Annotated in this window: 23 protein-coding genes and 1 tRNA gene; 10 read left to right on the forward strand and 14 right to left on the reverse strand. The window is 70.9% G+C overall.

The window, feature by feature from the left end:
* Positions 1–63: 63 nt before the first annotated feature.
* Positions 64–1,449 (forward strand): AAA family ATPase, encoded by a 1,386-nt coding sequence (locus DEJ02_RS10045; protein WP_027466108.1) that lies wholly within the window; start codon positions 64–66, stop codon positions 1,447–1,449.
* Positions 1,442–3,460 (forward strand): VWA domain-containing protein, encoded by a 2,019-nt coding sequence (locus DEJ02_RS10050; protein WP_111032901.1) that lies wholly within the window; start codon positions 1,442–1,444, stop codon positions 3,458–3,460. Before DEJ02_RS10045 ends, DEJ02_RS10050 begins: the two co-directional genes overlap by 8 nt.
* A gap of 70 nt (positions 3,461–3,530) precedes the next feature.
* Here the strand turns inward: DEJ02_RS10050 and DEJ02_RS10055 are convergent, their stop codons facing one another.
* From DEJ02_RS10055 to DEJ02_RS10065, 3 genes are read right to left on the reverse strand one after another with little or no spacing between them, the layout of a single operon-like run.
* Entirely contained in the window at positions 3,531–4,289 is a 759-nt protein-coding gene (locus DEJ02_RS10055) for an SCO1664 family protein (RefSeq protein ID WP_111032903.1), read from the reverse strand.
* Complete coding sequence (locus tag DEJ02_RS10060; protein ID WP_111032905.1) at positions 4,286–4,813, reverse strand: DUF3090 domain-containing protein; 528 nt, start codon at positions 4,811–4,813, stop codon at positions 4,286–4,288. Before DEJ02_RS10060 ends, DEJ02_RS10055 begins: the two co-directional genes overlap by 4 nt.
* A gap of 33 nt (positions 4,814–4,846) precedes the next feature.
* On the reverse strand, positions 4,847–5,626 hold the full coding sequence (locus tag DEJ02_RS10065; protein ID WP_111032907.1) for an MSMEG_4193 family putative phosphomutase: 780 nt from the start codon (positions 5,624–5,626) through the stop codon (positions 4,847–4,849).
* Between the two features lie 68 nt (positions 5,627–5,694).
* Here DEJ02_RS10065 and DEJ02_RS10070 point away from each other — a divergent pair, with 68 nt between their 5' ends.
* The 3 genes from DEJ02_RS10070 (at position 5,695) to DEJ02_RS10080 (ending at position 8,582) form a co-directional block, all read left to right on the forward strand.
* Entirely contained in the window at positions 5,695–6,912 is a 1,218-nt protein-coding gene (locus tag DEJ02_RS10070; protein WP_111032909.1) for an MFS transporter, read from the forward strand.
* 10 nt (positions 6,913–6,922) lie between these two features.
* Entirely contained in the window at positions 6,923–8,077 is a 1,155-nt protein-coding gene (locus DEJ02_RS10075) for an AI-2E family transporter (protein WP_111032910.1), read from the forward strand.
* 76 nt (positions 8,078–8,153) lie between these two features.
* On the forward strand, positions 8,154–8,582 hold the full coding sequence (locus DEJ02_RS10080) for a BLUF domain-containing protein (protein ID WP_027466101.1): 429 nt from the start codon (positions 8,154–8,156) through the stop codon (positions 8,580–8,582).
* Positions 8,583–8,607: 25 nt separating this feature from the next.
* Here DEJ02_RS10080 and DEJ02_RS10085 read toward each other — a convergent pair whose 3' ends face one another.
* From DEJ02_RS10085 to DEJ02_RS10105, 5 genes are all read right to left on the reverse strand, one after another.
* Positions 8,608–9,216 carry a ScbR family autoregulator-binding transcription factor gene (locus DEJ02_RS10085; protein ID WP_146250700.1) on the reverse strand — a complete coding sequence of 203 codons (609 nt, stop codon included), beginning with the start codon at positions 9,214–9,216 and terminating at the stop codon, positions 8,608–8,610.
* A gap of 108 nt (positions 9,217–9,324) precedes the next feature.
* On the reverse strand, positions 9,325–9,795 hold the full coding sequence (locus tag DEJ02_RS10090) for a BLUF domain-containing protein (protein WP_051596847.1): 471 nt from the start codon (positions 9,793–9,795) through the stop codon (positions 9,325–9,327).
* 138 nt (positions 9,796–9,933) lie between these two features.
* The gene (locus DEJ02_RS10095) at positions 9,934–11,307 is read right to left on the reverse strand and encodes a sugar ABC transporter substrate-binding protein (RefSeq protein WP_220038378.1); all 1,374 of its coding nucleotides are present in this window, start codon (positions 11,305–11,307) and stop codon (positions 9,934–9,936) included.
* A gap of 26 nt (positions 11,308–11,333) precedes the next feature.
* Complete coding sequence (locus tag DEJ02_RS10100; RefSeq protein ID WP_027466099.1) at positions 11,334–12,275, reverse strand: carbohydrate ABC transporter permease; 942 nt, start codon at positions 12,273–12,275, stop codon at positions 11,334–11,336.
* 11 nt (positions 12,276–12,286) lie between these two features.
* Positions 12,287–13,261: a carbohydrate ABC transporter permease gene (locus tag DEJ02_RS10105; protein ID WP_228516654.1), complete on the reverse strand. Its 975-nt coding sequence runs from the start codon at positions 13,259–13,261 to the stop codon at positions 12,287–12,289.
* 202 nt (positions 13,262–13,463) lie between these two features.
* On the opposite strand from DEJ02_RS10105, the gene DEJ02_RS10110 reads away from it, so the two are divergent.
* Positions 13,464–14,744 (forward strand): Gfo/Idh/MocA family protein, encoded by a 1,281-nt coding sequence (locus tag DEJ02_RS10110; protein ID WP_375342366.1) that lies wholly within the window; start codon positions 13,464–13,466, stop codon positions 14,742–14,744.
* Positions 14,745–14,820: 76 nt separating this feature from the next.
* Positions 14,821–15,834 carry a LacI family DNA-binding transcriptional regulator gene (locus DEJ02_RS10115; RefSeq protein ID WP_258378714.1) on the forward strand — a complete coding sequence of 338 codons (1,014 nt, stop codon included), beginning with the start codon at positions 14,821–14,823 and terminating at the stop codon, positions 15,832–15,834.
* A 130-nt stretch (positions 15,835–15,964) separates the two neighbouring features.
* Here DEJ02_RS10115 and DEJ02_RS10120 read toward each other — a convergent pair whose 3' ends face one another.
* The gene (locus tag DEJ02_RS10120; protein ID WP_111032919.1) at positions 15,965–16,420 is read right to left on the reverse strand and encodes a helix-turn-helix domain-containing protein; all 456 of its coding nucleotides are present in this window, start codon (positions 16,418–16,420) and stop codon (positions 15,965–15,967) included.
* 84 nt (positions 16,421–16,504) lie between these two features.
* On the opposite strand from DEJ02_RS10120, the gene DEJ02_RS10125 reads away from it, so the two are divergent.
* Both DEJ02_RS10125 and DEJ02_RS10130 read left to right on the forward strand, forming a co-directional pair.
* Positions 16,505–17,200, forward strand: coding sequence for an SDR family oxidoreductase (locus DEJ02_RS10125; protein WP_111032921.1), 696 nt, complete (start codon positions 16,505–16,507; stop codon positions 17,198–17,200).
* A gap of 113 nt (positions 17,201–17,313) precedes the next feature.
* Entirely contained in the window at positions 17,314–17,715 is a 402-nt protein-coding gene (locus DEJ02_RS10130; protein ID WP_111032923.1) for a hypothetical protein, read from the forward strand.
* 10 nt (positions 17,716–17,725) lie between these two features.
* Here the strand turns inward: DEJ02_RS10130 and DEJ02_RS10135 are convergent, their stop codons facing one another.
* From DEJ02_RS10135 to serS, 5 genes are all read right to left on the reverse strand, one after another.
* Complete coding sequence (locus DEJ02_RS10135; RefSeq protein ID WP_111032924.1) at positions 17,726–18,289, reverse strand: GrpB family protein; 564 nt, start codon at positions 18,287–18,289, stop codon at positions 17,726–17,728.
* Positions 18,286–18,816 (reverse strand): GNAT family N-acetyltransferase, encoded by a 531-nt coding sequence (locus DEJ02_RS10140; protein WP_111032926.1) that lies wholly within the window; start codon positions 18,814–18,816, stop codon positions 18,286–18,288. The genes DEJ02_RS10135 and DEJ02_RS10140 overlap by 4 nt, the downstream gene beginning before the upstream one ends.
* Before the next feature lie 2 nt (positions 18,817–18,818).
* Positions 18,819–18,903 (reverse strand) — tRNA-Ser (locus DEJ02_RS10145).
* An 83-nt stretch (positions 18,904–18,986) separates the two neighbouring features.
* Positions 18,987–19,850, reverse strand: a complete 864-nt coding sequence (locus DEJ02_RS10150) for an HAD family hydrolase (protein ID WP_084741461.1) — start codon at positions 19,848–19,850, stop codon at positions 18,987–18,989.
* A complete protein-coding gene (gene serS, locus DEJ02_RS10155) occupies positions 19,847–21,109 on the reverse strand; it encodes a serine--tRNA ligase (RefSeq protein ID WP_111032927.1) in 1,263 nt (420 codons plus the stop codon). Before serS ends, DEJ02_RS10150 begins: the two co-directional genes overlap by 4 nt.
* A 54-nt stretch (positions 21,110–21,163) precedes the next feature.
* On the opposite strand from serS, the gene DEJ02_RS10160 reads away from it, so the two are divergent.
* Positions 21,164–22,234 (forward strand): diacylglycerol kinase family protein, encoded by a 1,071-nt coding sequence (locus DEJ02_RS10160; RefSeq protein ID WP_111032929.1) that lies wholly within the window; start codon positions 21,164–21,166, stop codon positions 22,232–22,234.
* Positions 22,235–22,243: the final 9 nt, after the last annotated feature.

Consider the following 22,243-nt stretch of genomic DNA (forward strand, 5'->3'; position numbering starts at 1 on the left):
GCCCGCCACGCGCCTCCAGTCCGACCCTGGTCGCCGTCGCGAACGCGGCGTAGCGTCGGAGAGGTGACCCGACCTGACATCCGCACGGTCGGCGAGCTCCGCACCTCTGGTCACGTCCAGAAGACGGTCCGCGCCGAGATCCGCGACAACCTGCTCACCGCCCTGCGCCAGGGCACCGATCCGTGGCCCGGCCTGCACGGCTTCGAGACCACCGTCATCCCCCAGCTCGAACGCGCCCTGATCGCCGGCCACGACGTCGTCCTGCTCGGCGAGCGCGGCCAGGGCAAGACCCGGCTGCTCCGCACCCTGCAGGGCCTGCTCGACGAGTGGACGCCGGTCATCACCGGCTCCGAGCTCGGCGAGCACCCGTACGAACCGATCACCACCGCCAGCATCCGGCGCGCCGACGACCTCGGCGACGCCCTGCCGATCAGCTGGCGACACCGCGACGACCGCTACGTCGAGAAGCTCGCGACACCGGACACGAGCGTCGCCGACCTGATCGGGGACGTCGACCCGATGAAGGTCGCCGAGGGCCGCAGCCTGGGCGACCCGGAGACCATCCACTTCGGACTCGTCCCCCGCGGGCACCGTGGCATCGTCGCGATCAACGAGCTGCCCGACCTGGCCGAACGCATCCAGGTCGCGATGCTCAACGTGATGGAGGAGCGCGACGTCCAGATCCGCGGCTACGTGCTGCGGCTGCCGCTCGACGTGCTCGTCGTGGCGAGCGCGAACCCGGAGGACTACACGAACCGCGGCCGGATCATCACGCCGCTGAAGGACCGCTTCGGCGCCGAGATCCGCACGCACTACCCGATCGAGCTCGACGACGAGATCGCCGTCATCCGGCAGGAGGCCCAGCTGACGGCCGAGGTCCCCGACGCCCTGATCGAGATCCTCGCCCGGTTCACCCGCGCACTGCGTGGTTCGAGCGCCGTCGACCAGCGCAGCGGTGTGAGCGCCCGGTTCGCGATCGCCGGTGCCGAGACGGTGTCCGCGGCCGCCGTGCACCGCGCAGCACGCCAGGGCGAGGACGAGGCGGTCGCCCGGCCGATCGACCTCGAGACCGCGGTGGACGTCCTCGGCGGCAAGATCGAGTTCGAGAACGGCGAAGAGGACCGGGCCGACGAGGTCCTCGAGCACCTGCTCCGCACCGCGACCGCCGAGACCGTGCGCTCCCGCTTCAAGGGTCTCGACTTCGCGGTGCTCGTGGACGCGCTCGACGGCGGCACGATGGTGACCACGGGCGAGCAGGTCAGCGCCCGGGCGTTCCTCGAAGGCCTGCCGTCGATCGGCGAGTCCGACCTGTACGACCAGGTGTGCGACCGGATGGGTGCCACGAACGACGGCGAACGGGCCGGCGCGATCGAGCTCGCCCTCGAGGGCCTGTTCCTGGCCCGGCGCATCAGCAAGGAGTCCGGCGGGGGCGAAGCCGTCTATGGCTAGGCAGAACCGGCGCCTGACGCGCGACACCCGGTACGGCCGGTACACCGACGGACCCGACCCGCTCGCCGCCCCGGTCGACCTGGCCGAGGCGCTCGACGCCATCGGGCAGGACGTGATGGGCGGCACGTCGCCCGAGCGCGCGATGCGGGAGTTCCTGCGGCGCGGCGGCCGGACGCAGCGCGGTCTCGACGACCTGGCCCGCCGGGTGGCCGAGCGACGCCGCGAGCTGACGAGCAAGAACAACCTCGACGGCACCCTGCAGCAGGTGCGCGAGCTCCTCGACCAGGCGCTGCTCGCCGAGCGGGGGGAGCTCGCCCGCAACGTCGACCTCGACGACGGCGACCGTGCCCTGGCCGAACTGCAGCTCGACAGCCTGTCGCCCTCCCCCGCCGCCGCCGTGCAGGAACTCGGCGACTACGACTGGACGAGCCCGACCGCGCGGCAGAAGTACGACGAGATCAAGGACCTGCTCGGCCGCGAGGTGCTCGACCAGCGCTTCGCCGGCATGAAACAGGCGCTCGAGGGTGCCACCGACCAGGACCGGGCCGCTGTCAGCGCGATGATGCAGGACCTCAACGCCCTGCTCGAGGCGCACGCCCGCGGCGAGGACACCCAGCAGCAGTTCGACGACTTCATGGACCCACACGGAGAGTACTTCCCGTCGAACCCCGCAAACGTCGACGAGCTGCTCGACGACCTGGCAGCCCGCGCGGCCGCGGCGCAGCGCATGCGCAACTCGATGACCCAGGAGCAGCGGGACGAACTCGATGCCCTCGCCCAGCAGGCCTTCGGCTCCCCCGACCTGATGGGGCAGCTGTCCCAGCTCGACCGTACCCTGCGCGCACTGCGTCCCGGCGAGGACTGGGGCGGATCCGAGCGCATGGAGGGCGAACAGGGGCTCGGGCTGGGCGACGGCACCGGGGTGTTCCAGGACATCGCGGACCTCGACGCCCTCGCCGACCAGCTCGCCCAGTCCGGGCCGGGCTCGGAGCTCGACGACCTGGACCTCGACGCGCTGTCCCGGCAGCTCGGCGACGAGGCTGCGGTCGACGCGAAGACCCTGCAGCGCCTCGAGCAGGCGCTCCGGAACTCCGGGGCGATGCGCCGCGGTGCCGACGGGCAGCTCCGGCTCACCCCGAAGGCGATGCGGCAGCTCGGCAAGAGCCTGCTCAAGGACGTCGCCCAGCGGATGTCCGGTCGCCAGGGCGCGCGGGACCTCCGTCGCTCGGGCGCCGCGGGCGAGCCCTCGGGGGCGTCGCGGCAGTGGGCGTTCGGCGACACCGAGCCGTGGGACATCCCCCGCACGATCACGAACGCCGTGGTGCGGACGGCGGCGAGCGGACGACAGGGTGCCGGCGTGCGCCTGAGCATCGAGGACGTCGAGGTGCAGGAGACCGAGGCCCGCACCCAGGCCTGCGTCGCGCTGCTCGTCGACACGTCGTTCTCGATGGCGATGGAGGACCGCTGGGTGCCGATGAAGCGCACCGCCCTGGCGCTGCACACCCTGGTGTCGACCCGGTTCCGCGGCGACGACCTGCAGCTCATCGCCTTCGGTCGCGAGGCCGAGGTGATGGACGTCGAACAGCTCGTCGGTCTCGACGCGATGTGGGACAAGGGCACGAACCTGCACCACGCCCTGCTGCTCGCCAACCGGCACTTCCGCAAGCACCCCACGGCCCAACCGGTGCTCCTCATCGTCACCGACGGCGAGCCGACGTCGCACCTCGAGCCGAACGGGCAGGTCTGGTTCGACTACCCGCCCGACCCGGTGACGATCGCGCTGACCGTGCGGGAGCTCGAGAACGCCGGACGCCTCGGCGCCCAGACGACGTTCTTCCGGCTCGGCGAGGACCCGGGGCTCGCCCGGTTCATCGACGCGATGGCGAAGCGGGTGGACGGCAGCGTCGTGGCACCGGAGAACGACGACCTCGGGGTCGCCGTGGTCGGCTCGTACCTCGGCTCGCGTCGCGGGGCCGGCGGCGCGCTCTTCCGCGACGACTGGGGGCTCTGAAGCCCACACGAGACGGACGGGAGGCCCGTGGCGGGACCGCCACGGGCCTCCCGTCCGTCCATGGGTGCGTCTAGAACAGCGGCCAGGGCACGGCGGGGCCGTGACCGGGCGGCGGCGGGAAGATCCCGACGGCGCGCAGGGCCGCGCAGCGCGCCCGGAGCGTGTCGATCTCCTCGTCCGTCAGGTGCTCGGCGAGCTCGTCGCCGAGACCGCCGCGCAGGGCGTCGGACACCCGGTCGAGGCCCTCGAGCTCGTCCGGCCCGAGCGGCTCCCCGATCCAGCCCCACAGGACCGTCCGGAGTTTGTGCTCGACGTGGAAGGTGAGCCCGTGGTCGACGCCGAAGCGGTGGCCGTCGGGCATCGCGAGCACGTGCCCGCCCTTGCGGTCGGCGTTGTTCACGACGACGTCGAAGACGGCCATCCGGCGCAGGGCCTCGGAGTCCTCGTGCACGAGCGTGACGGGCTGGTCGTGTTCGTCGATGGCCTCGAGCACGGGCAGCCAGGGCGAACCGTCCGCCTCGGCGAGATCCGGCGCCACCAGGTCGACGGCGTCCTGCTCGGGGTCGACGTCCTGCCAGCGCTGCACCATGCCGGGCCCGAACGGACCGTCCCCCATCCACGTGGGTGGGACGACACCCCAGCCGAACGCCTCGGAGACCAGGTGCGCGGCGATCTCGCGGCCGGCGAGCGTGCCGTCCGGGAAGTCCCACAGCGGGCGCTCGCCCTCGATGGGCTTGTAGACGACGGTCGCGCCGTCGAGTTCGGCGAGGAAGGTGGCGTTGGACGCCTCACGGATGCGCGCCCGGACGGAGAGCGAGCCGTCGCTCATGCGTCGCCGGGCGGACGACCGGCGGCGACGACCTCGCGCGTGCGCTCGACGAAGGCCCGGGCGGTGCCGACCGGGATCTTCACCTGGAACAGCTCGGCGGGCTCGGGGATCTCGACGACGGCCTCGATCTCGATGCCGTCCTCGCTCTCCTCGGACACGATCTCGACCTCGTCGTCGATCGGGTACGCCTCGATGACGACCTGCGCGGTGGACGGGTCGAAGCCCAGGCTCAGGGCCCCGGCGCGGAACTCGGCCTCGACGGGCTGGTCGAGCGGCTCCGGGTCGCGGAGTTCGACCGGCACCGACGGCGGCACGCTGAAGCGGTTGTCGTCGACGGTCGCCACCTCGTCGAGGAGCTCGTCGATCTTGTCGGCGAGCACGGCGGTCTGCTCCTTCTCGAGCGCGACGCTGGTGACGCGCCGACCGGAGCGGGCCTGGATGTAGAAGGCGCGCTCACCCGGACGGCCGATGGTGCCGACGACGAGGCGGTCCGGCCAGTCGAAGCCGTGGACGATGGGGGGCATACCCGCATTGTAGGAGCGCTCGGCTCCGGCCGTTCAGGGTCCGGCAGGACCCGCGGGCGCGTCGGGCGCCGGACGCCCGGTGCCGGTGTGCGCATCGGGTTCCGGATGGCCCGCGCCGCCGCCGACCGCGGCGTCCCCGCTGGGTGCCGGGGCGGTGCGCAGCCAGGACAGGTCACCGGACTCGGTGTTCGTCGCGACGACCTCGGGGCGGTGCTCGCCGTAGCGCACGACGGACACCGAGGCCGGGCCGACGCCGATGCGCTGGAACAGGTCCAGGTGCATGCCGAACGCGTCGGCGAGGACGCTCTTGATGATGTCGCCGTGGCTCACCGCGACCCAGACGGCGCCGGGTCCGTGCTCCGCCTCGACCTCGGCGTCGATGCGCCGGACGGCCGCGACGGCCCGGGACTGCATCGTCTGCATGGACTCACCGCCGGGGAACACGACGGCGCTCGGGTTCGCCTGCACCGTGCGCCAGAGGGGCTCCTTCGCCAGGTCGGCGAGCTTCCGGCCCTGCCACTGCCCGTAGTCGGCCTCGGTGATGGCCCGCTCGATCAGCGAGGCGGGTGCACCGGTCTGCCGGTCTGTCTGCCGGTCTGTCTGCCGGTCCAGGATCGCGCGGGCTGTCTGCCGGCAACGCTCGAGCGGACTCGACACGACGGCGACGACGGGCACCGCGGCGATGCGCTCCGCGGTCCGCTCGGCCTGGGTGCGGCCGACGGCGTCGAGTCGCACGCCGGCGGTGCGTCCGGCCAGGACGCCGGTGGCGTTCGCGGTGGTGCGTCCGTGACGGACGAGGAGGACGGTCGCCATGCGCCCGATCCTAAGCGCGGAACGCGGTCGCCCTTGACGGGCCGTCCGGGGACCGATCAGATGGGGGCATGGCCGGGCGGCATCGACTCGCACTCTTCGCCACGTCGACGGTGACCGGGTTCGGGATCGCGACGTGGATCACCCGGACGCCCGCGATCCGCGACGAGCTCGGAGCCTCGATCGAGGCGATGGGCCTCGTCCTGCTCGGGCTGTCGATCGGGTCGATGATCGGGATCCTCGGCGCCGGGGCGCTGGTGCGACGGACCGGCAACCGCCCGCTCATCCTGCTCGGGGGCGCGCTGCCCGTCGTCGGCATGGTGCTCGTCGCGCTGCTCGCCCCGGCGCAGGTCGCCGCCGGGGTCTGGGTCGGGCTGTTCCTGATCGGCTTCGGGGCGGGCGTCGCCGAGATCGGGCTGAACGTCGAGGCCGCCGCGGTCGAACGGCAGATCGGACGACCGGTCGTGCCGGTGCTGCACGCCTGCTTCAGCCTCGGCAGCGTGGTCGGTGGGGTCGTCGGCATCGCCATGACGGCGGCGGGGACCCCGGTCCGGGTGCACCTGCTCGTCGGCGCCGCGGTGATGGCCGCGCTGGCGGTGTTCGCGGCGCTGAACCTGCGGCCGGTGCCCCGTGAGACACCGAGCGATGCGCCTGCCGTTGCCGGCGGCACCCGTCGGGGAGCCCGCCGCTCCGTCCTCACCGTGCAGCTCGCCATGATCGCCGTGATCACGCTGGCGATGGCCTTCGCCGAGGGTGCCGCGAGCGACTGGCTCCCGCTGCTGATGACCACCGACCACGACGCCCCCGAGTCCGTCGGGTCCCTCGTGTTCACCGGGTTCGCCCTCGCCATGCTCATCGGTCGCGCGGCCGGCACCCCGCTCGTCGCCCGGTTCGGTCGCGCCCCGGTCGTCCGGGTCTGTGCCGCGGTCGGTGGGGTGGGGGTCCTGCTCGTCGTGCTGTCACCGAGTCCGGTCGTCACCGCGGCGGCCGCCGGCGTCTGGGGTCTGGGCATCGCCCTCGGGTTCCCGCTGTCGATCTCCGCCGCGGGCGACCACCCCACCGACGGCGACCGCCGGGTGTCGGTGGTGGCCACCGCCGGGTACATCGCGTTCCTGGTGGGGCCGCCGCTGCTCGGGTTCGTCGGGGAGCACCTCGGCCTGCAGACGGCGATGCTCGTGCCGCTCGTCCTGCTGGTCGCGGCGTTCCTGGTCGCCCCGGCGACGCGGGGACAGGACACCGGTCGGACGATCGAGCCGTCGGAACCGGCGCGGCGGCCGTCCGGTCGGTAGCGTCTCCGGCATGCCGTTCTTCCGCGACGCTCCGCGCCCGACCACCCCAGCCCCGCCGTCCAGGGTCCAGGCCGCGTGGTCCGACTCCGCCGGGCACTTCGCGACCCGGTGCCTGCAGCTCATCATCGTCGTGGTGGTCGTCGCCGGCATCGTCTGGGCGAGCAACATCCTGAGCGTCGTCACGATCCCGGTGCTCCTCGCGCTCATCATCGCGTCCGCCATGCACCCGGTGGTGTCGTGGCTCCGCAAGCACCGGGTGCCGTCGGTGGTGGCCACCCTCGCGGTGCTCATCGGCGTCCTCGTGATCCTGGGGCTGATCGGCTGGCTCATCGTCGTCGCGGTCGAGAACCAGTGGGCGCAGCTGCAGAAGTCGGCAGTCGACGGGTTCCAGCAACTGCAGGAGTTCGCGAAGAACCTGCCGTTCTCGATCTCGGACAAGCAGATCGACGACGCGGTCGCGTCGGCGTCCGACTTCGTCACGAGCGCCCAGTTCGGCTCGGGTGCGCTCGCCGGCGCCTCGGCCACCGCGAACTTCCTGACCGGACTCGTCCTGATGATCGTCGTGCTGTTCTTCTTCCTGAAGGACGGCCCGAGCATCTGGGAGTTCCTGCTCCGCCCCTTCACCGGTGAGCGCTACGCCCGAGCACGTCGCGTCGGCGACCGGGTCGTCTCGACCCTCGGCGGGTACGTCCGCGGTACGGCCACCGTCGCTGCCGTCGACGCGATCGGCATCGGTGTCAGCATCGCGATCGTCGGCGTCCCCCTCGCCCTGCCGCTGGCCGTCATCGTGTTCATCACGGCGTTCATCCCGATCGTCGGCGCCACCGCCGCCGGCATCCTCGCCGCCCTGGTCGCGCTCGTGGCCCTCGGCCCGCTGCAGGCACTCATCGTGATCGGCATCGTGATCGTCGTGAACCAGCTCGAGGGCAACTTCCTGCAGCCGGTCCTGATGGGTCGCACCCTCAAGCTGCACGGCCTCGTCATCCTGATCGGGCTGACCGCCGGCACCGTCCTCGCCGGCATCACCGGCGCGATCATCTCGGTGCCGCTGATCGCCGCCGCCTGGGGCGCGATCCTGGTGTGGGACGGCCCGAACACCCCGGCCCGTCCGTGGCGGAAGAAGCGCAACGAGGACGTCACCGCGCACGAGCTGCCGCAGGGCTGATCCTCGGCGCCGATCCGCGGGGCGCGTTGCGGACATCCGCTTCGCGCAGCGGCCTTCCACCCAGCAGGATGGAGGAGTGCTCGTCTCCATCGTCTACATGAGCCGTGCCGTCGTCCCCTTCGACGACCAGGCCATGGCGGTGCTGCTCGCGGAGTCCCGGCTGCGCAACGAAGCGCTCGGGGTCTCCGGGCTCCTGCTCGCCAAGGGCGGCCGGTTCATGCAGCTGCTCGAGGGGCCGGCGTGGAGCGTACAAGACCGGTACGACGTCATCGCGAAGGACCGCCGTCACGGTGAGGTCAAGTCCCTCGTGCGCGAGGACATCGAGCGCCGACGGTTCGACGGCTGGTCGATGGCCTACCGCGCGCTCGACGACTCGGACCTCCGCTCCGAGGAGGGCTTCAGTCCCTTCCTGTCCGGCACGATGGACTTCCCGCGCTCGTTCGACCGGACCAGTGCGGCCTGGCTGCTGAAGTGGTTCCGCGACCGCGAGCTGCACGACCTCTGAACCGACGCTGCACGCCGTCGCCGGGTCAGCCTTCGCCGAACGCGTCCTCGACGACGGCGAGCAGCCGGTCGCGGTGCTTCGGGTCCGCCGTCGCCGCGATCACCACGCGCCACATCGTCGCCACGGCCGGCATCAGGTCGGTGCGCCGCGTCCGGACGTCGGACACGAGCTGCACGCCGGTGAAGTAGGGCACCACCGTCGACCCGAGCTGCTCCGCGGTCAGGTCCGTCCGGAGTTCCCCGCTCGCGACCGCCAACCGGAACACGTCGACGATCCCGCCGATCCACTGCTCGTAGAAGCTCAGCGTCGCGGTCTGGAACTCGCCGCGCTCCAGCGACAGCCGGATCCCCGCCCGCACGATCGGGTCGGTCCGAAGCAGGTCCGCGATGCCGTGCGACGCTCCGATCAGCGCGGCGACCGGCGAGCTGTCGGTGTGGCTGACGACGTCGAAGGTGCGGGCGTTCTGCTCGCCGATGACGCCGAGCGCCAGGGCGAGCTTCGTCGGGAAGTGGAAGTGCAGCGTGCCCTGCGAGACGCCCGCCGCGCGGGCGATGCCCGCGATCGTCGCGCCGGCGAAGCCGACGCGGTCGAACTCCTCCGCCGCGGCCACCAGGATCTGCTCACGTCGTTCCACGGGACCAGTCTCACAGTCTGGAGGGACGGTGCCAGCTGGCACCGCGCCTCCAGTCCGAGGGGTGGTGCGGCACAGGCCGCGTGCCGGCAGTCCGAGGTGTGGTGCGGCTCAGGCCGCGTGCCGGCCGAGCGTGATGCGCTCCTCGGGCAGGTCCTGCAGGTCGCGCCCACGGAACCAGCGGAGCAGCCAGTCGGCGGGCGTGCCCGCCACCCCGGTCGGCAGACCGGTGCGGTCGCTGAGGAAGGTACTGAACCCGGGCTCGTCACGGAGCTCGTCCCCGGTCGGGCTGCCGAACGCCATCGCCCAGCCGTCGAACCGACGCGTGCTGATGGACTCACGCGACAACGACTTCACGCCGGTGTGCCGCGGGTCGCGCTCGATCGCGGCGAAACGGTCCTCGACGCTCCAGACCGGACCCTCGAGCACCTGCATGAAACGGCCGCCCTTGGCGAGCAGGAGCCCGGAGACGCCGAGCGCGTGGTTGCGGAGCCGCGCCTCACGCAGCATGGCGACCAGCTGGTCGTCGGTCAGGTCGTCGACGGCGACGGACATGTAGACGAGGGAGGTGAGGGAAGTCATCCCCTGCAGTCTGGGTCGTGGTCGGCGGCACGGTCAACGCGTCGTCCGCACACCGCACCGGACGGTGCGGCATGCGGACGACGGGCGGGGTGTCGGGTGTCGGGTTTCGGGTCTCGGGTTTCGGGTTTCGGGTTTCGATCAGGTGAGGGCGAGCAGGTTGTTGACCTGTTCGTTGACCCCGGTCAGCGTCGAGATCGGCTTGCCGTTCGCGTAGACGTCGTCGAAGGCGGGCTGCAGCAGGGCCTGCACGTCGGCGGGGTTCTTCGTGACCGGGAACAGGAACGTGGTGTCCTCCTCGACCTGCCGGGTGAACGCCGAGACGTCGAGCCCGCGCTTCCGGAACGACGCCACCGCGGCCTCGGTGCCCGCGGGACGGGCGGGGAACACGATCCCGCTCTCACCGACGATCCGCTGCGCCTCGTCGCTGCCCAGGAACGCCACCCACTTCGCGGCGGCCTCGGGGTCCTTCGCCTGCTTCGTGATCGAGTCGCCGAGCCCGTTGAACATCGACGCACGGTGACCCGACGGGCCGATCGGGGTCGGGGCGACCGCGACGTCGAGGTCCTCCATGCCGAGGTACGAACCGATCATCCACGAGCCGTTGAACGACAGCGCGCACTTGCCGGCGCCGAGCTGGACCTCGGGCCCGGTCGTGGTGGAGAACACCCCGTACTTCGCCATGTAGCCCTTCTCGGCCAGCCGGTAGTACCAGGCGAGGGTGTCCTGCACGACGCGCTCGTCGTAGCGGAACTTGTCGCCCCAGGGGTTCTCGTTCGTGTAGAACCAGTCGACCGATCCGGTGAACGGTGACCACTGGGTCTGGCCGAAGCCGTCACCGCCCGAGCCGTTCGACGAGATGCCGTAGACCGCGACGTCGTCCTTGTCGAAGCCGTCCTCGTCGCCGCGTCGGCCCTTCGAGTCGACGGTCAGCCGCGCGAGCATCCGTTCGAACGTGCCGCCGTCCTCCGGGTTCCACTCGAGCGACCCGAGTTCCTCGGCGGAGACCCCGGCCTTCGCCATCGCCTTCTGGTCGTAGAACATCGCGACGGTGTCCCAGTCCTTCGGCGAGCCGTAGCGGTGGCCGTCCTGGCCCTTCCACAGTTCGGCGAGTCCGGACTGGTAGTCGTCGTCCCGGATGCCCTTCGTGGCGTCGAGCTCGTCGAGCTTGTAGAGCACGTCGAGGTCGGCGTACTGCGGGAACTTCGTCAGGTGGTCGGTGAAGACGTCGGGCGCGGTGCCGGCGATGAAGCCCGCGGTGAGCTTGGTCCAGTAGTCGTTCCACCCGAGCTGGGTGATCTTCACGGTGATGTCCGGGTTCGCGCGGTGGAACGCGTCGGCGACGGCCTGGTACGCGGGCTGCTGGTTGGCGTCCCAGAGCCAGTAGCTCACGGTGCGCGCACCCGGCCGGTTCGTCGTGCGGCGACCGGGCGACGAGCAGGCGGCGAGCGCGCCGAGGGCCAGGGCGGAGGCACCGCCGGCGAAGAGCGTGCGGCGGGTCAGTTGGTTCGTCATGGTGTTCGTCCTGTCCGACAGCCGGGTCACTTGATCCCGGAGAAGCCGATGGAGTTGACGATCCGCTTGGCGAAGACGCCGAACAGCAGGATCATCGGGAGCGCCGCCACCAGGGTCGCGGCCATGAGCCCGGCCCAGTCGGTGCCGGACTGCGGGGTCTGCGACTTGAAGACGCCGAGCGCGACGGTCAGCACCCGCGAGCTGTCGGTGTACGACACCATGAGGGGCCAGAAGTAGTCGTTCCAGCTCGTGATGTACGTCAGCACGGCGAGGGTGGCGATCGGGGCCGCGGCCATCGGGATGACGAGCCGGAAGAACACGCGGACCTTGCCGGCGCCGTCGATGAGGGCCGCTTCTTCGACCTCCTTCGAGATGCCGAGGAAGAACTGCCGCAGGAAGAACACCGCGAACGGGGTCATGAACATCGTCGGCAGGGCGATGCCGAGCAGGTTGTCGACGAGCCCGAGCTGCTTGATGAGCGTGAAGTTCGGCAGCAGCGTGAAGATCGCGGGGACCATCAGTCCGGCCAGGAACACCCCGAACACCTTGTCGCGACCGGGCCAGCGCAGCCGGGCGAAGGCGTAGGCGGCCGCTGCCGAGAAGAACACCTGGCCGACGGTGACGAGCGTCGACACCAGGATCGAGTTGAGCAGGTACCGCCAGAAGTTCAGCGCGGCGCCGGAGCCGCCCTGCGCCAGTGCCTCTTCGGTGGACTGCAGGCCGAAGACCCGCTCGAACCCGCCCAGGCTGAACCCGACGGGCAGCAGCGAGGTGGGGTCGGAGTTGATCGCGGTGTTGGACGACAGCGCGGTGCGCAGGATCCAGTAGAACGGGAACAGGGTGACGACGATGACGAGGATCATCGCGACCCAGGCGAGCACCCGGCCGAGCGACGGGCGGCGGCGGTGGCCGGCGCCCATCCGCGGCGGGCGGGACGTGGTGACGGAACGGGTGAGTGTCGTGGTCATGGCGCTTCCGTTCAGTCCAGGTCGGACTCACCCGAGCGGGTGAGGCGGTACTGGATGATCGTGATGATGCTGAGGACGATGAGGAGCGCGACCGAGACCGCGGACGCGTAGCCGAACTGGAACCGGCCGAACGCCAGGTTGTAGATGTAGTTCTGCACGACGTTCGTGGCGTTCGCGGGGCCGCCCTGCGTGGTGACGGCGACGGTGTCGAACACCTGGAACGACCCGATCACGGTGATGATCAGCACCAGGGACAGGATCGGGCGGAGCAGCGGCACCGTGATGCGCCAGAACATCTTCCACTCGCTCGCACCGTCGATGCGTCCGGCCTCGTACACGGTCTCGGGCAGCGACTGCAGGCCGGCGAAGATGAGCAGTGCGGTGTAGCCGACGTGCCGCCAGACGTTGATGAGCGCGATCGAGGGGATGCCCCAGACGTCGCTCTGCAGGAACGGGATGCGGTCGAGCCCGAGTGCGGCGAGCATCTCGTTGCCGATGCCGAGCTGGGTGTCGAGAATCCAGAGCCAGACCAGGGCGGCGACGACGTTCGACACCAGGTACGGCGCGAGCACGATGCCGCGCACGAAGGTCGACTTCGTCAGCCGGTGCATCATCACGGCGATGAACAGCGCGACGACGGTCTGGATGACGATGTTGATGAGGACGTACTCGACCGTCACCACCATCGAGTGCCAGAAGATCGAGTCCTGCACCAGGCGGGCGTAGTTCTGCAGGCCGGTGAACTCGGGCTCGGTGAGCAGGTTGTAGGACGTGAAGCTCAGGTAGATGCCCCGCACGGTCGGCCAGGCGAGGAACACCGCGAACCCGACGGCTGCCGGGGCGATGAAGACGAGCGCGAGCCACAGGTCGTTCCTGGGGCGGCGCCGTGGTGCGGTGGTGCGGGCACGGGCGAGGTCGGCGGACCGACTCCTCCGTCTCGTGCTGGCGGTCGTCAAGGGTGACGACACAGGGCTCTCGGTTGCCATCGCGACTCCTTCGTCTGCGGTGGACTGACGTGCAGCAGTCCGTGAGCCGGGAATCTACACGTGGGGACCACTGCTGGCAAGAGGCTCTTTTCGGGCCGTCGACGGGGGTTGTCACGTGTAGACAGGGTGTGTCAGGATGGCGCTCGATCGCATCGGAGCGACCCGCTCGGCGACGCATCCCACACCCCTGGAAAGGTCACTGATGATCTCTGTCGGAATGGTCGGCGCGGGCCAGTTCGCCCCCCAGTTCGCCAAGCTGTTCAAGCTCCACCCCGACGTGGACCGGGTCTACGTCACGGACCTCGTCGACGAGCGCGCGTCCGAACTCGTCGAGACGCAGCACCTCGACGGCACGTTCCCGGACTTCGACGCCGTCCTCGCCTCGGACGTCGACGCCGTCGCGATCTTCACGCAGCGCTGGACCCACGGCCCGCTCGTGGTCAAGGCCCTGCGCGCCGGCAAGCACGTGTACTCCGCCGTGCCGATGGCGATCTCCGTCGACGAGATCCGCGACATCATCCAGGCGGTCCGCGAGACCGGCCTGACCTACATGATGGGCGAGACGAGCTACTACAACCCCGCGACGGTGTTCGCCCGCAAGCAGGTCGCCGCCGGTGCCTTCGGCCGGGTGTTCTACGCCGAGGGCGACTACGTGCACGACATGGACCTCGGCTTCTACGCCGCGTACCAGTACAGCGGCGGCGACGAGTGGAAGCGCACCGCCAGCTACCCGCCCATGCTCTACCCGACGCACTCGGTCGGCGGGGTCCTCGGCGCGATCCCCGGGCATGCGGTCAGCGTCAGCTGCATCGGCGTGAAGGACGACCGCGGCGACGGCGTCTTCGACAAGGACGTCAGCCAGTTCGACAACGACTTCTCGAACGCCACCGCGCTGTTCGAGCTCGACAACGGCGGGGTCATGCGCATCAATGAGATGCGTCGCGTCGGCTACCCGTCGCACATCCGTGAGTCGCGCTTCCGCTACTTCGGCACCGAGGCCAGCTTCGAGCAGCTCGCGAAGACCAGCGTCTGGCAGGACAAGGAGGACTCGTACGACATCAGCGACAAGATCGACACGCAGGCGACGATGTCCCTCGACGACCCGCGCCTGGCCGACGTCGACCCGTCCCTGCGCGACGCGTTCGTCTCCGGCTACGCCGAGGTGCACGACACCGACCGTCTGCCCGCCGAGTACGACGGCGTGCCGACCGGGCACGAGGGCAGCCACCAGTTCCTCGCCGACGACTTCGTCCGTGCCGTCGTCGACCGGACCCTGCCGCCGGTGAACGCCTGGACCGCCGCGCGCTTCACCCTGCCGGGCATCATCGCCCACCAGTCCGCGCTGCAGGGTGGCGCCCGCCTCGACGTGCCGGACTTCGGTGACGCCCCTGAGACGGCGAGCACTGCGGCGACGAGCACCACGACGACGAGCGCACCGACGACGGCCGGAGCCGCACCGTCGGCTACGATCGCGTCCGAGTAACACGTGTCGTTCGGGTGCCGGTCCGTCGTGGGCCGGCACCCGAACGACGCTCCCGGACCCGACGAAGGTGGCACCCGTGACCGTCCCGACGAACCCCAGGGCGGTCACCCGTGCGGACGTCGCCCGCTACGCCGGGGTCAGCACCTCCGTCGTCAGCTACGTCGTGCACGACGGACCGCGCCCCGTCGCCGCCGCCACCGCCGCCCGGGTGCGCGAGGCCATCCGCGTCCTCGGCTACCGCCCGAACGCGAGCGCCCAGGCCCTGCGCACCGGCTCGTCGAAGATGCTCGGCCTGATCGTGCCCGAACTCGACAACCCGTTCTGGTCCGAGCTCGCCGTCGCCGTCACCCACGCCGCGGCTGCGCGCGGCTACGACGTGCTGCTCGCCAACAGCGACGGCGATGCCGCCCAGGAGCGCGAGCGGCTCCGCAGCCTCTCCGCTCGCCAGGTCGACGGCATCATCGTGACGAGCATCATGACCCACCCGGACCTGTCGACCGTCACCGACCCCGGCCTGCCGATGGTCCTGCTCAACACGTTCTTCGAGGTCCCCGAGTACGCCAGCATCGGTGTCGACGCCCTGCGCGGTGCCCTCGACGGCACGCAGCACCTGGTCGAGCACGGCTACCGCTCGATCGGCCTCGTGATGGGGCACACCGGCTCGATGGAGCTCCGCGAGCAGGGCTGGATGCGTGCCCTGCGCCAGGCCGGCCTGCCCGACGGGCCCATCGTCCGCACCGACTTCACCCGGCTCGGAGGCTACGAAGCCGGCCTCCGGATGTTCGCCGACGAGACCGGCCCCCGAGCCGTCTTCGTCAGCTCCGACATGCAGGCGATCGGCGTCATGCGCGCACTGTGGGAGCTCGGTCTGCGCGTCCCCGAGGACGTCGCGATCGTGTCGTTCGACGGCGCGGCCGAGGCGGACTACACGAACCCGCAGCTCACCACGGTCCGGCAGCCGATCGAGACGATGGCGGTCGCCGCGGTCGACCGTGTGCTCGGCCTCGACGCCGACAACCAGTGGCACCGCGACCTGGTCCCCGCCGAGTTGGTCCTCGGCGCGAGTTGCGGGTGCGACGTGCGTCGCTGACGTACCCACCGACAGCCTGGGGGCCCACGCCGCCGGTTCCGGACCGACGCGCCAGCGGCGGGCCGGCCGTGCCGGTGGGGAGGCGCGGGACGGGGCCGCCACGGGCCTCCACGCCGTCAGCTGGTCGCGTTCAGGACGCCGGCTCCATGACGGCGCGGAGGCGCGCGGTCGGGATGCGCTCCTGCGCATCCACGGTCACGGCGGCGGCCTCGACCGCCTCGCCGGTCTCCGCGTCGACGAAGCGCAGGTCCGACGCCCGCTCGGACGGCCGGTGTCGGTCTGCCCAGCCCCCGAGGGCGAGCAGCACGAGCGACAGGTCCCGGCCGGCGTCGGTCAGGACGTACTCCTCGCGGGCACGGGCACCCTCGGGCTTGTAGGTCGTGCGCTCGAGCACTCCCCCGTCGACGAGTGAGGCCAGGCGTGCGGTCAGGACCTCGCGCGGGATGCCGAGACTCTGCTGGAACTGGCTGAAGCGGGTCGAGCCGCCGACGGCGTCGCGGACGATCATGAGCGTCCACTTCTCGCCGAGGACGTCGAGGGAGCGTGCGATGGGGCAGCGCTCGTCGCCGCCGAGGATGCCGAGCATGCGTTCATCCTAGCTGGGTTCGATTTCCGGACACAACGTGCTAGGTTCGAATTCCGTACTCACCTTCTCTTGTCTGGAGCACTCATGACCGACCTCACCAACGCCGTCGTCCTCGTCACCGGAGCCAACGGCGGCCTCGGCGCCGAGTTCGTCCCCCAGGCCCTGGAGCGTGGCGCCACCAAGGTCTACGCGACCGCCCGCAACCCCCGCACCTGGGACGACGAGCGCATCGTCCCGCTCGCCCTCGACGTCACGAGCCAGGAGAGCGTCGACGCCGCAGCCCGCGCCGCAGCCGACGTGACCGTCGTCGTGAACAACGCCGGGATCGCCGGCTCCGACCCGCTCGTCGACGTCTCCGTCGAAGAGGTCGAGCGCATCTTCGCCACCAACGTCTTCGGTGCACTCCGCGTCGCCAAGGCCTTCGCCCCCTCGATCGCCAACGGTGCGCTGATCGACGTGCACTCCGCCCTGAGCTGGGTCGCCCTCGCCGGCGCGTACTCGGCGTCGAAGGCCGCGTTCTGGTCGATCACGAACTCCCTGCGTCTCGAGCTCGCACCCCAGGGCACCCAGGTCGTCGGCGCCCACCTCGGCTACACCGACACCGGCATGATCGCCGACCTCGACGTCGAGAAGTCCGACCCCGCCGACATCGTCCGGTCGATCTGGGACGCGGTCGAGGCCGGCGAGCACGAGGTCCTCGCCGACCAGGTCAGCCGCGACGTCCGTGCCGGCCTGAGCGCCCCGCTCACCGCGCTCTACCCGATGCTCGCCAGCGCCTGAGGCCGGTTCTCGTCGGGACGGTGACGGTTCTGGTTCACGAACACCCGGGTTCCTGAACCAGAACCGTCACGCGCCCCGATCAACTGCCCGCTCCCCGCCGGTACGCTGACCCGATGACGGCGGGGGAAGCGTTCGGTCAGCGGCGCAGCGGGTGGACATCGGCAGGGCGCACTGCGGTCTTCTGGGCGACGGCAGCGCTCGGGACGTTCGCTGGCTTCGCCACGTGGTTCTGGCTGTACCTGGCGTCCGACGTCGACAACCGACGTTCAGCTGACGACTTCTCGCACCCGAACGAGGGCGCGCTGTCCCTCGGTCTCCCGGTGGTGGTGGTCGCGCATGTGATCGGTTTCTGCGTCCTGCTGCTGACCGCCCGGAGTGCACGTCGCGACCGCCGGTCGGCATCGTGGTTTGCCGCGGTCGCGCTGATCACGAGCTCGCTGGTCGGGATGTTGGCGCTGATGCCCCTGACCGACGGCCACCTCCTGATGCCGTACCCGCTCCCGTTCGTGCCGTGAGTGCGGCGGGTCAACCGGCTGCGCCGCGGTCGGTGATCCGACGATTCGTGGCGGTGATGGCGGCGCGCTCGTCGTCGGTCAAGCCGCCGACGCGCAGGATCCGGCCCAGCACGTCGCTCTTCCGCTCGATGTAGTCGTCGATGTCCTCGGCCTCGGTGGCTGCCCGGCGTTTCACGGCGGCGTACTCGTCGCGCAGCGCCGGGTCGGCACGCAGCACGTCGCGGACGGCCAGGTGGTTCCGCAGCGCGAGCGATCCGGTCGTGACGACGTAGGTGTTCGTCGGGGCGAACCGCTCCGGGGCCCGGAACGCCTGCCTGTCCGGGACGCCGAGTTCGCCCCGCGGCTCGAAGCCGATCGTCGCCATCGACGCCACTGCGGCCGGGACGTCGGCAGCGTCCACCACGACGTCGACGTCGAGCACGGGCTTCGCCGCCAAGCCCGGCACGGACGTGCTGCCCACGTGCTCGATGCTCCGGAACGGCACGTCGGCGCCGTCGAGCGCGGCGGCGTACGCGTCGTGGAGCTGCCGGAACCGCTCGGGCCAGGACGACCGGTACTCGACGACCTCGATCACGGGGCCGGCGTCGGCGCGAGGAGCTGGAACATGACGTGGTCGCGCCAGACCCCGTTGATCTTGATGTACTCCGGCGCGAAGCCGTACCGGGTGAAGCCCGCCGACTCGAGCGCGCGCTGCGAGCCGACGTTCTCGGGCAGGGTCTCAGCCTGCACGCGGTGCAGCCGGAGCACGTCGAACGCGTGATCGGCGGCCGCGCGGACAGCGCGGGACGCGTGGCCCTGGCGCGTGCGGTCGGCGCGGATCCAGTACCCCATCGCGCACGACTGCAGGGCGCCGCGGACGACGCCGCTCAGCGTGATGCGGCCGAGGAGTTCCCCGTCGGTCGACTCGATGACGAACGGCACCGCGTTGCCGGCGCGCTGCGTGGCGAGGGCCTGCGTGATGACGTCCCGCTGGCCGGACTCCGTGTAGTACGACGGCGCTCGGGCCGGTTCCCACGGTCGCAGGTGGTCGGCGTTCTCGGTGATGACCGCAGCCAGGACGGCCGCGTCGTCGAGGCGGAGTGGGCGCAACCGTGTGTCCATCGCGGAGGGTGTGGGATTCGAACCCACGAGACATCTCTGCCCACCTGTTTTCAAGACAGGCTCCATCGGCCGCTCGGACAACCCTCCAGTGACGCGACCACGTGGCGAGACGTGATCGCGTCCCGGGAAGTCTACCCGGGCCTCCAGGCTGGGGTGCGCGCAAGCGCGGACTAGCGGGGCAGGGAGTCGAGCGCCGCGGCCAGGCCGTCGTCCGTGATGCCGCCGGTGAGCTCGTTGCCGGCGTCGACGACGTCGTCGGGGGCCTGGCCCATGACGACGCCGCGACCGGAGGTCGAGGCCCAGCGGAGCATGTCGATGTCGTTGCGACCGTCGCCCGCGGCGAAGACGCGGGAACGCGGGATGTCGAGCCACTCGCGCACGCGCTCCATCGCGGTGGCCTTCGTCACGCCCTCCGGAGCGATGTCGAGCCACGACGTCCAGCCGACGGAGTACGAGACCTTGTGCAGGCCCATCTGCTCGACGATCTGCAGGAAGTCCTCGGTGTCGTGGCCGGGCGAGATGACGACGACGCGGGTGGCCTCGACGCCGAGCAGCTGCTCGAACGGCACGTGCTCGCCCTCGACGGTCATCGTGTCGTCGGGGAAGTTGCCGGACAGCAGGAAGTGACCGGTCTCGTCCTCGACGCCGAACGCGGCGTTCTCGAGCGCGCCGTGGATGGTCTGCAGCACCTCGGACGGGTCGAACCGCTCGACGTGTTCGCGCACGTAGGAGCCGTCGGCGCGGCGGGCCAGGATGAGCGCACCGTTCGCGCAGACCAGGTACTTCGGCCGGATGCCGAGGGTCTCGAGCAGGGGCACGGTCATGCCCTCGCTGCGGCCGGTCGAGAGCATGACCTCGTGCCCGGCGGCCTCGGCGTCACGGACTGCCGCCACGACGGCCTCGGTGATGACACCGTCCTCGCGCATGGTGGTGCCGTCGATGTCGAGCGCGACCAGCCAGCGCTTGGTGCGGGCGGGCGCGTCGGTGCCCGCGCCCTGCTCGGTGCCGTCCACGAACCGTCCCTGGGTGCTCATCGGGGCTCGATCACCTCGACGCCACCGAGGTAGGGGCGCAGGACCTCCGGCACGACGACGGAACCGTCGGCCTGCTGGTGCGTCTCGAGGATCGCGACGATCCAGCGGGTGGTGGCGAGGGTGCCGTTCAGGGTGGCGACCGGGGCGGTCTTGCCGCTCTCGGTGCGGTAGCGGATGTCGAGGCGGCGGGCCTGGTACGTCGTGCAGTTCGACGTCGAGGTGAGCTCGCGGAACGTGCCCTGCGTCGGGACCCAGGCCTCGATGTCGTACTTCTTCGCGGCGCTCGTGCCGAGGTCACCGCCGGCGACGTCGATCACGCGGTAGTGCAGCCCGAGGTCCTGGAGCATCTGCTCCTGGTGGGAGACGAGGCGCTCGTGCTCGGCCTCGGCCTGGTCCGGGTGGACGTAGGCGAACATCTCGAGCTTGTTGAACTGGTGCACGCGGAGGATGCCGCGGTTGTCCTTGCCCGCCGACCCGGCCTCACGCCGGTAGCAGGTCGACCAGCCGGCGTAGCGGTGCGCGGTCTTCTCGATGTCGAGGATCTCGTCGGCGTGGAAGCCGGCCAGGGCGACCTCGCTCGTGCCGGTCAGGTACAGGTCGTCGGCTTCGAGCCGGTAGACCTCGGCCGCGTGCTCACCGAGGAACCCGGTGCCGGCCATCGTCTCGGGGCGGACGAGCGTCGGGGTGATGAGCGGCTCGAAGCCGGCGGCGATCGCACGGTCGAGGCCGAGCGACATCAGCGCGATCTCGAGCCGGGCGCCCATGCCGCGCAGGAAGTAGAAGCGCGAGCCGGAGACCTTCACGCCGCGGGGGATGTCGATGATGCCGAGGTGCTCACCGAGGTCGGCGTGGTCCTTCGGCTCGAAGTCGAACTCGGGCCTGGTGCCGACGGTGCGGAGCGTGACGAAGTCGTCCTCGCCGCCCTCGGGCACACCGGGGAGCACGACGTTGGGGATGCCGCGGACGACGGTGTTGAAGGTGTCCTCGGCCGCGGTGACGGTGGCCTGCGCCTCCTTCACCTTTGCGGCGAGGGCCTGGGCCTGCTGCACGAGCGCGGCCTTCTCGTCCTTCGGGGCCTTGGCGACGGTCTTGCCGAACGCGTTCTGCTCAGCGCGGAGCGACTCGAACGAGGTGATCGCACTGCGGCGGGCGGAATCGGCGGTGACGGCTTCGTCGACGACGGCCACGGAGGCACCACGCGCCTGCTGTGAAGCCTTGATGACGTCCGGGTTGTCGCGAAGCAGCTGTGGATCGATCACCGCCCCATCCTAGACGGGGCAACCGCACGCAGCCTCGATCGGTAGCGTGGACGTATGTCGACCCCTTCGGAGACCGCGCCCGCGGACCAGGACGCCCTCCCCACCGAGCAGCGGACGGCCGCGGTGGTCTACAACCCGGTCAAGGTCCACCTGCCGACCCTCAAGCGCACGGTGCAGGAACACCAGCAGCAGGCCGGCTGGGCCGAGACCCTGTGGTTCGAGACCTCGGAGGAAGACCCGGGCGGCGGCATGGCCCGCGCGGCGATCGAGGCCGGTGCCGACGTCGTCGCGGCGGCCGGTGGTGACGGCACGGTCCGTGCGGTCGCCGAGGTCGTGCACGAGTCCGGTTCGACCCTGGCGCTGCTGCCGAGCGGCACCGGCAACCTGCTCGCGCGCAACATGAAGCTCCCCCTCGATGACCTGGCCGCGAGCGTCCGGACGATCTTCCACGGCGACGACCGCAAGATCGACTTCGGCATGCTCAAGGTCGAGCGTCCCGGGGGCGAGCGCGAACGCTTCGGCTTCCTGGTGATGGCGGGCCTCGGGCTCGACGCCCGGATGCTCGTGAACACCCGCCCCGAGCTGAAGAAGAAGGTCGGCTGGCTCGCCTACGTCGACTCGCTGTTCCGCTCGGTGCGCGACGCCAACGCGTTCGAGTTCCGCTACCAGCTGGACGACGACGGCAACCACTCGCTCCGAGCGCACTCGCTCATCGTCGGCAACTGCGGCATGCTGCAGGCCGGCGCGATCCTGCTGCCCGACGCCGAGATCGACGACGGCGTGTTCGACATCGCCGTGATGCGACCCCGCGGGTTCTTCGGCTGGGTGCGGATCGGTGCCCGGGTGTTCTGGGAGAACGGGATCCTGCGGGCGTTCCGCCGGTCGAACCTGGGCAAGACCGCCGTCGGCAAGAAGATCGTGTCGCGTTCGCGCGAGGAACGACCCCTGCGCTACCTGCGCGGGCAGGAGTTCACGGCGCGGCTCGAGCGGCCCGACGAGTTCGAGATCGACGGCGACCCGGTGGGCGAGGTCATCGCCTTCCGTTCGCGCATCGACCCGATGGGGCTCTCCGTGCGGGTGCCGGACTCGGCGGACGACCGCCACGGCTCGCGACAGGTGCCCTGAGCCGGTCGA

Source organism: Curtobacterium sp. MCLR17_042 (assembly GCF_003234695.1).
Taxonomy (GTDB): Bacteria; Actinomycetota; Actinomycetes; order Actinomycetales; family Microbacteriaceae; genus Curtobacterium; species Curtobacterium flaccumfaciens.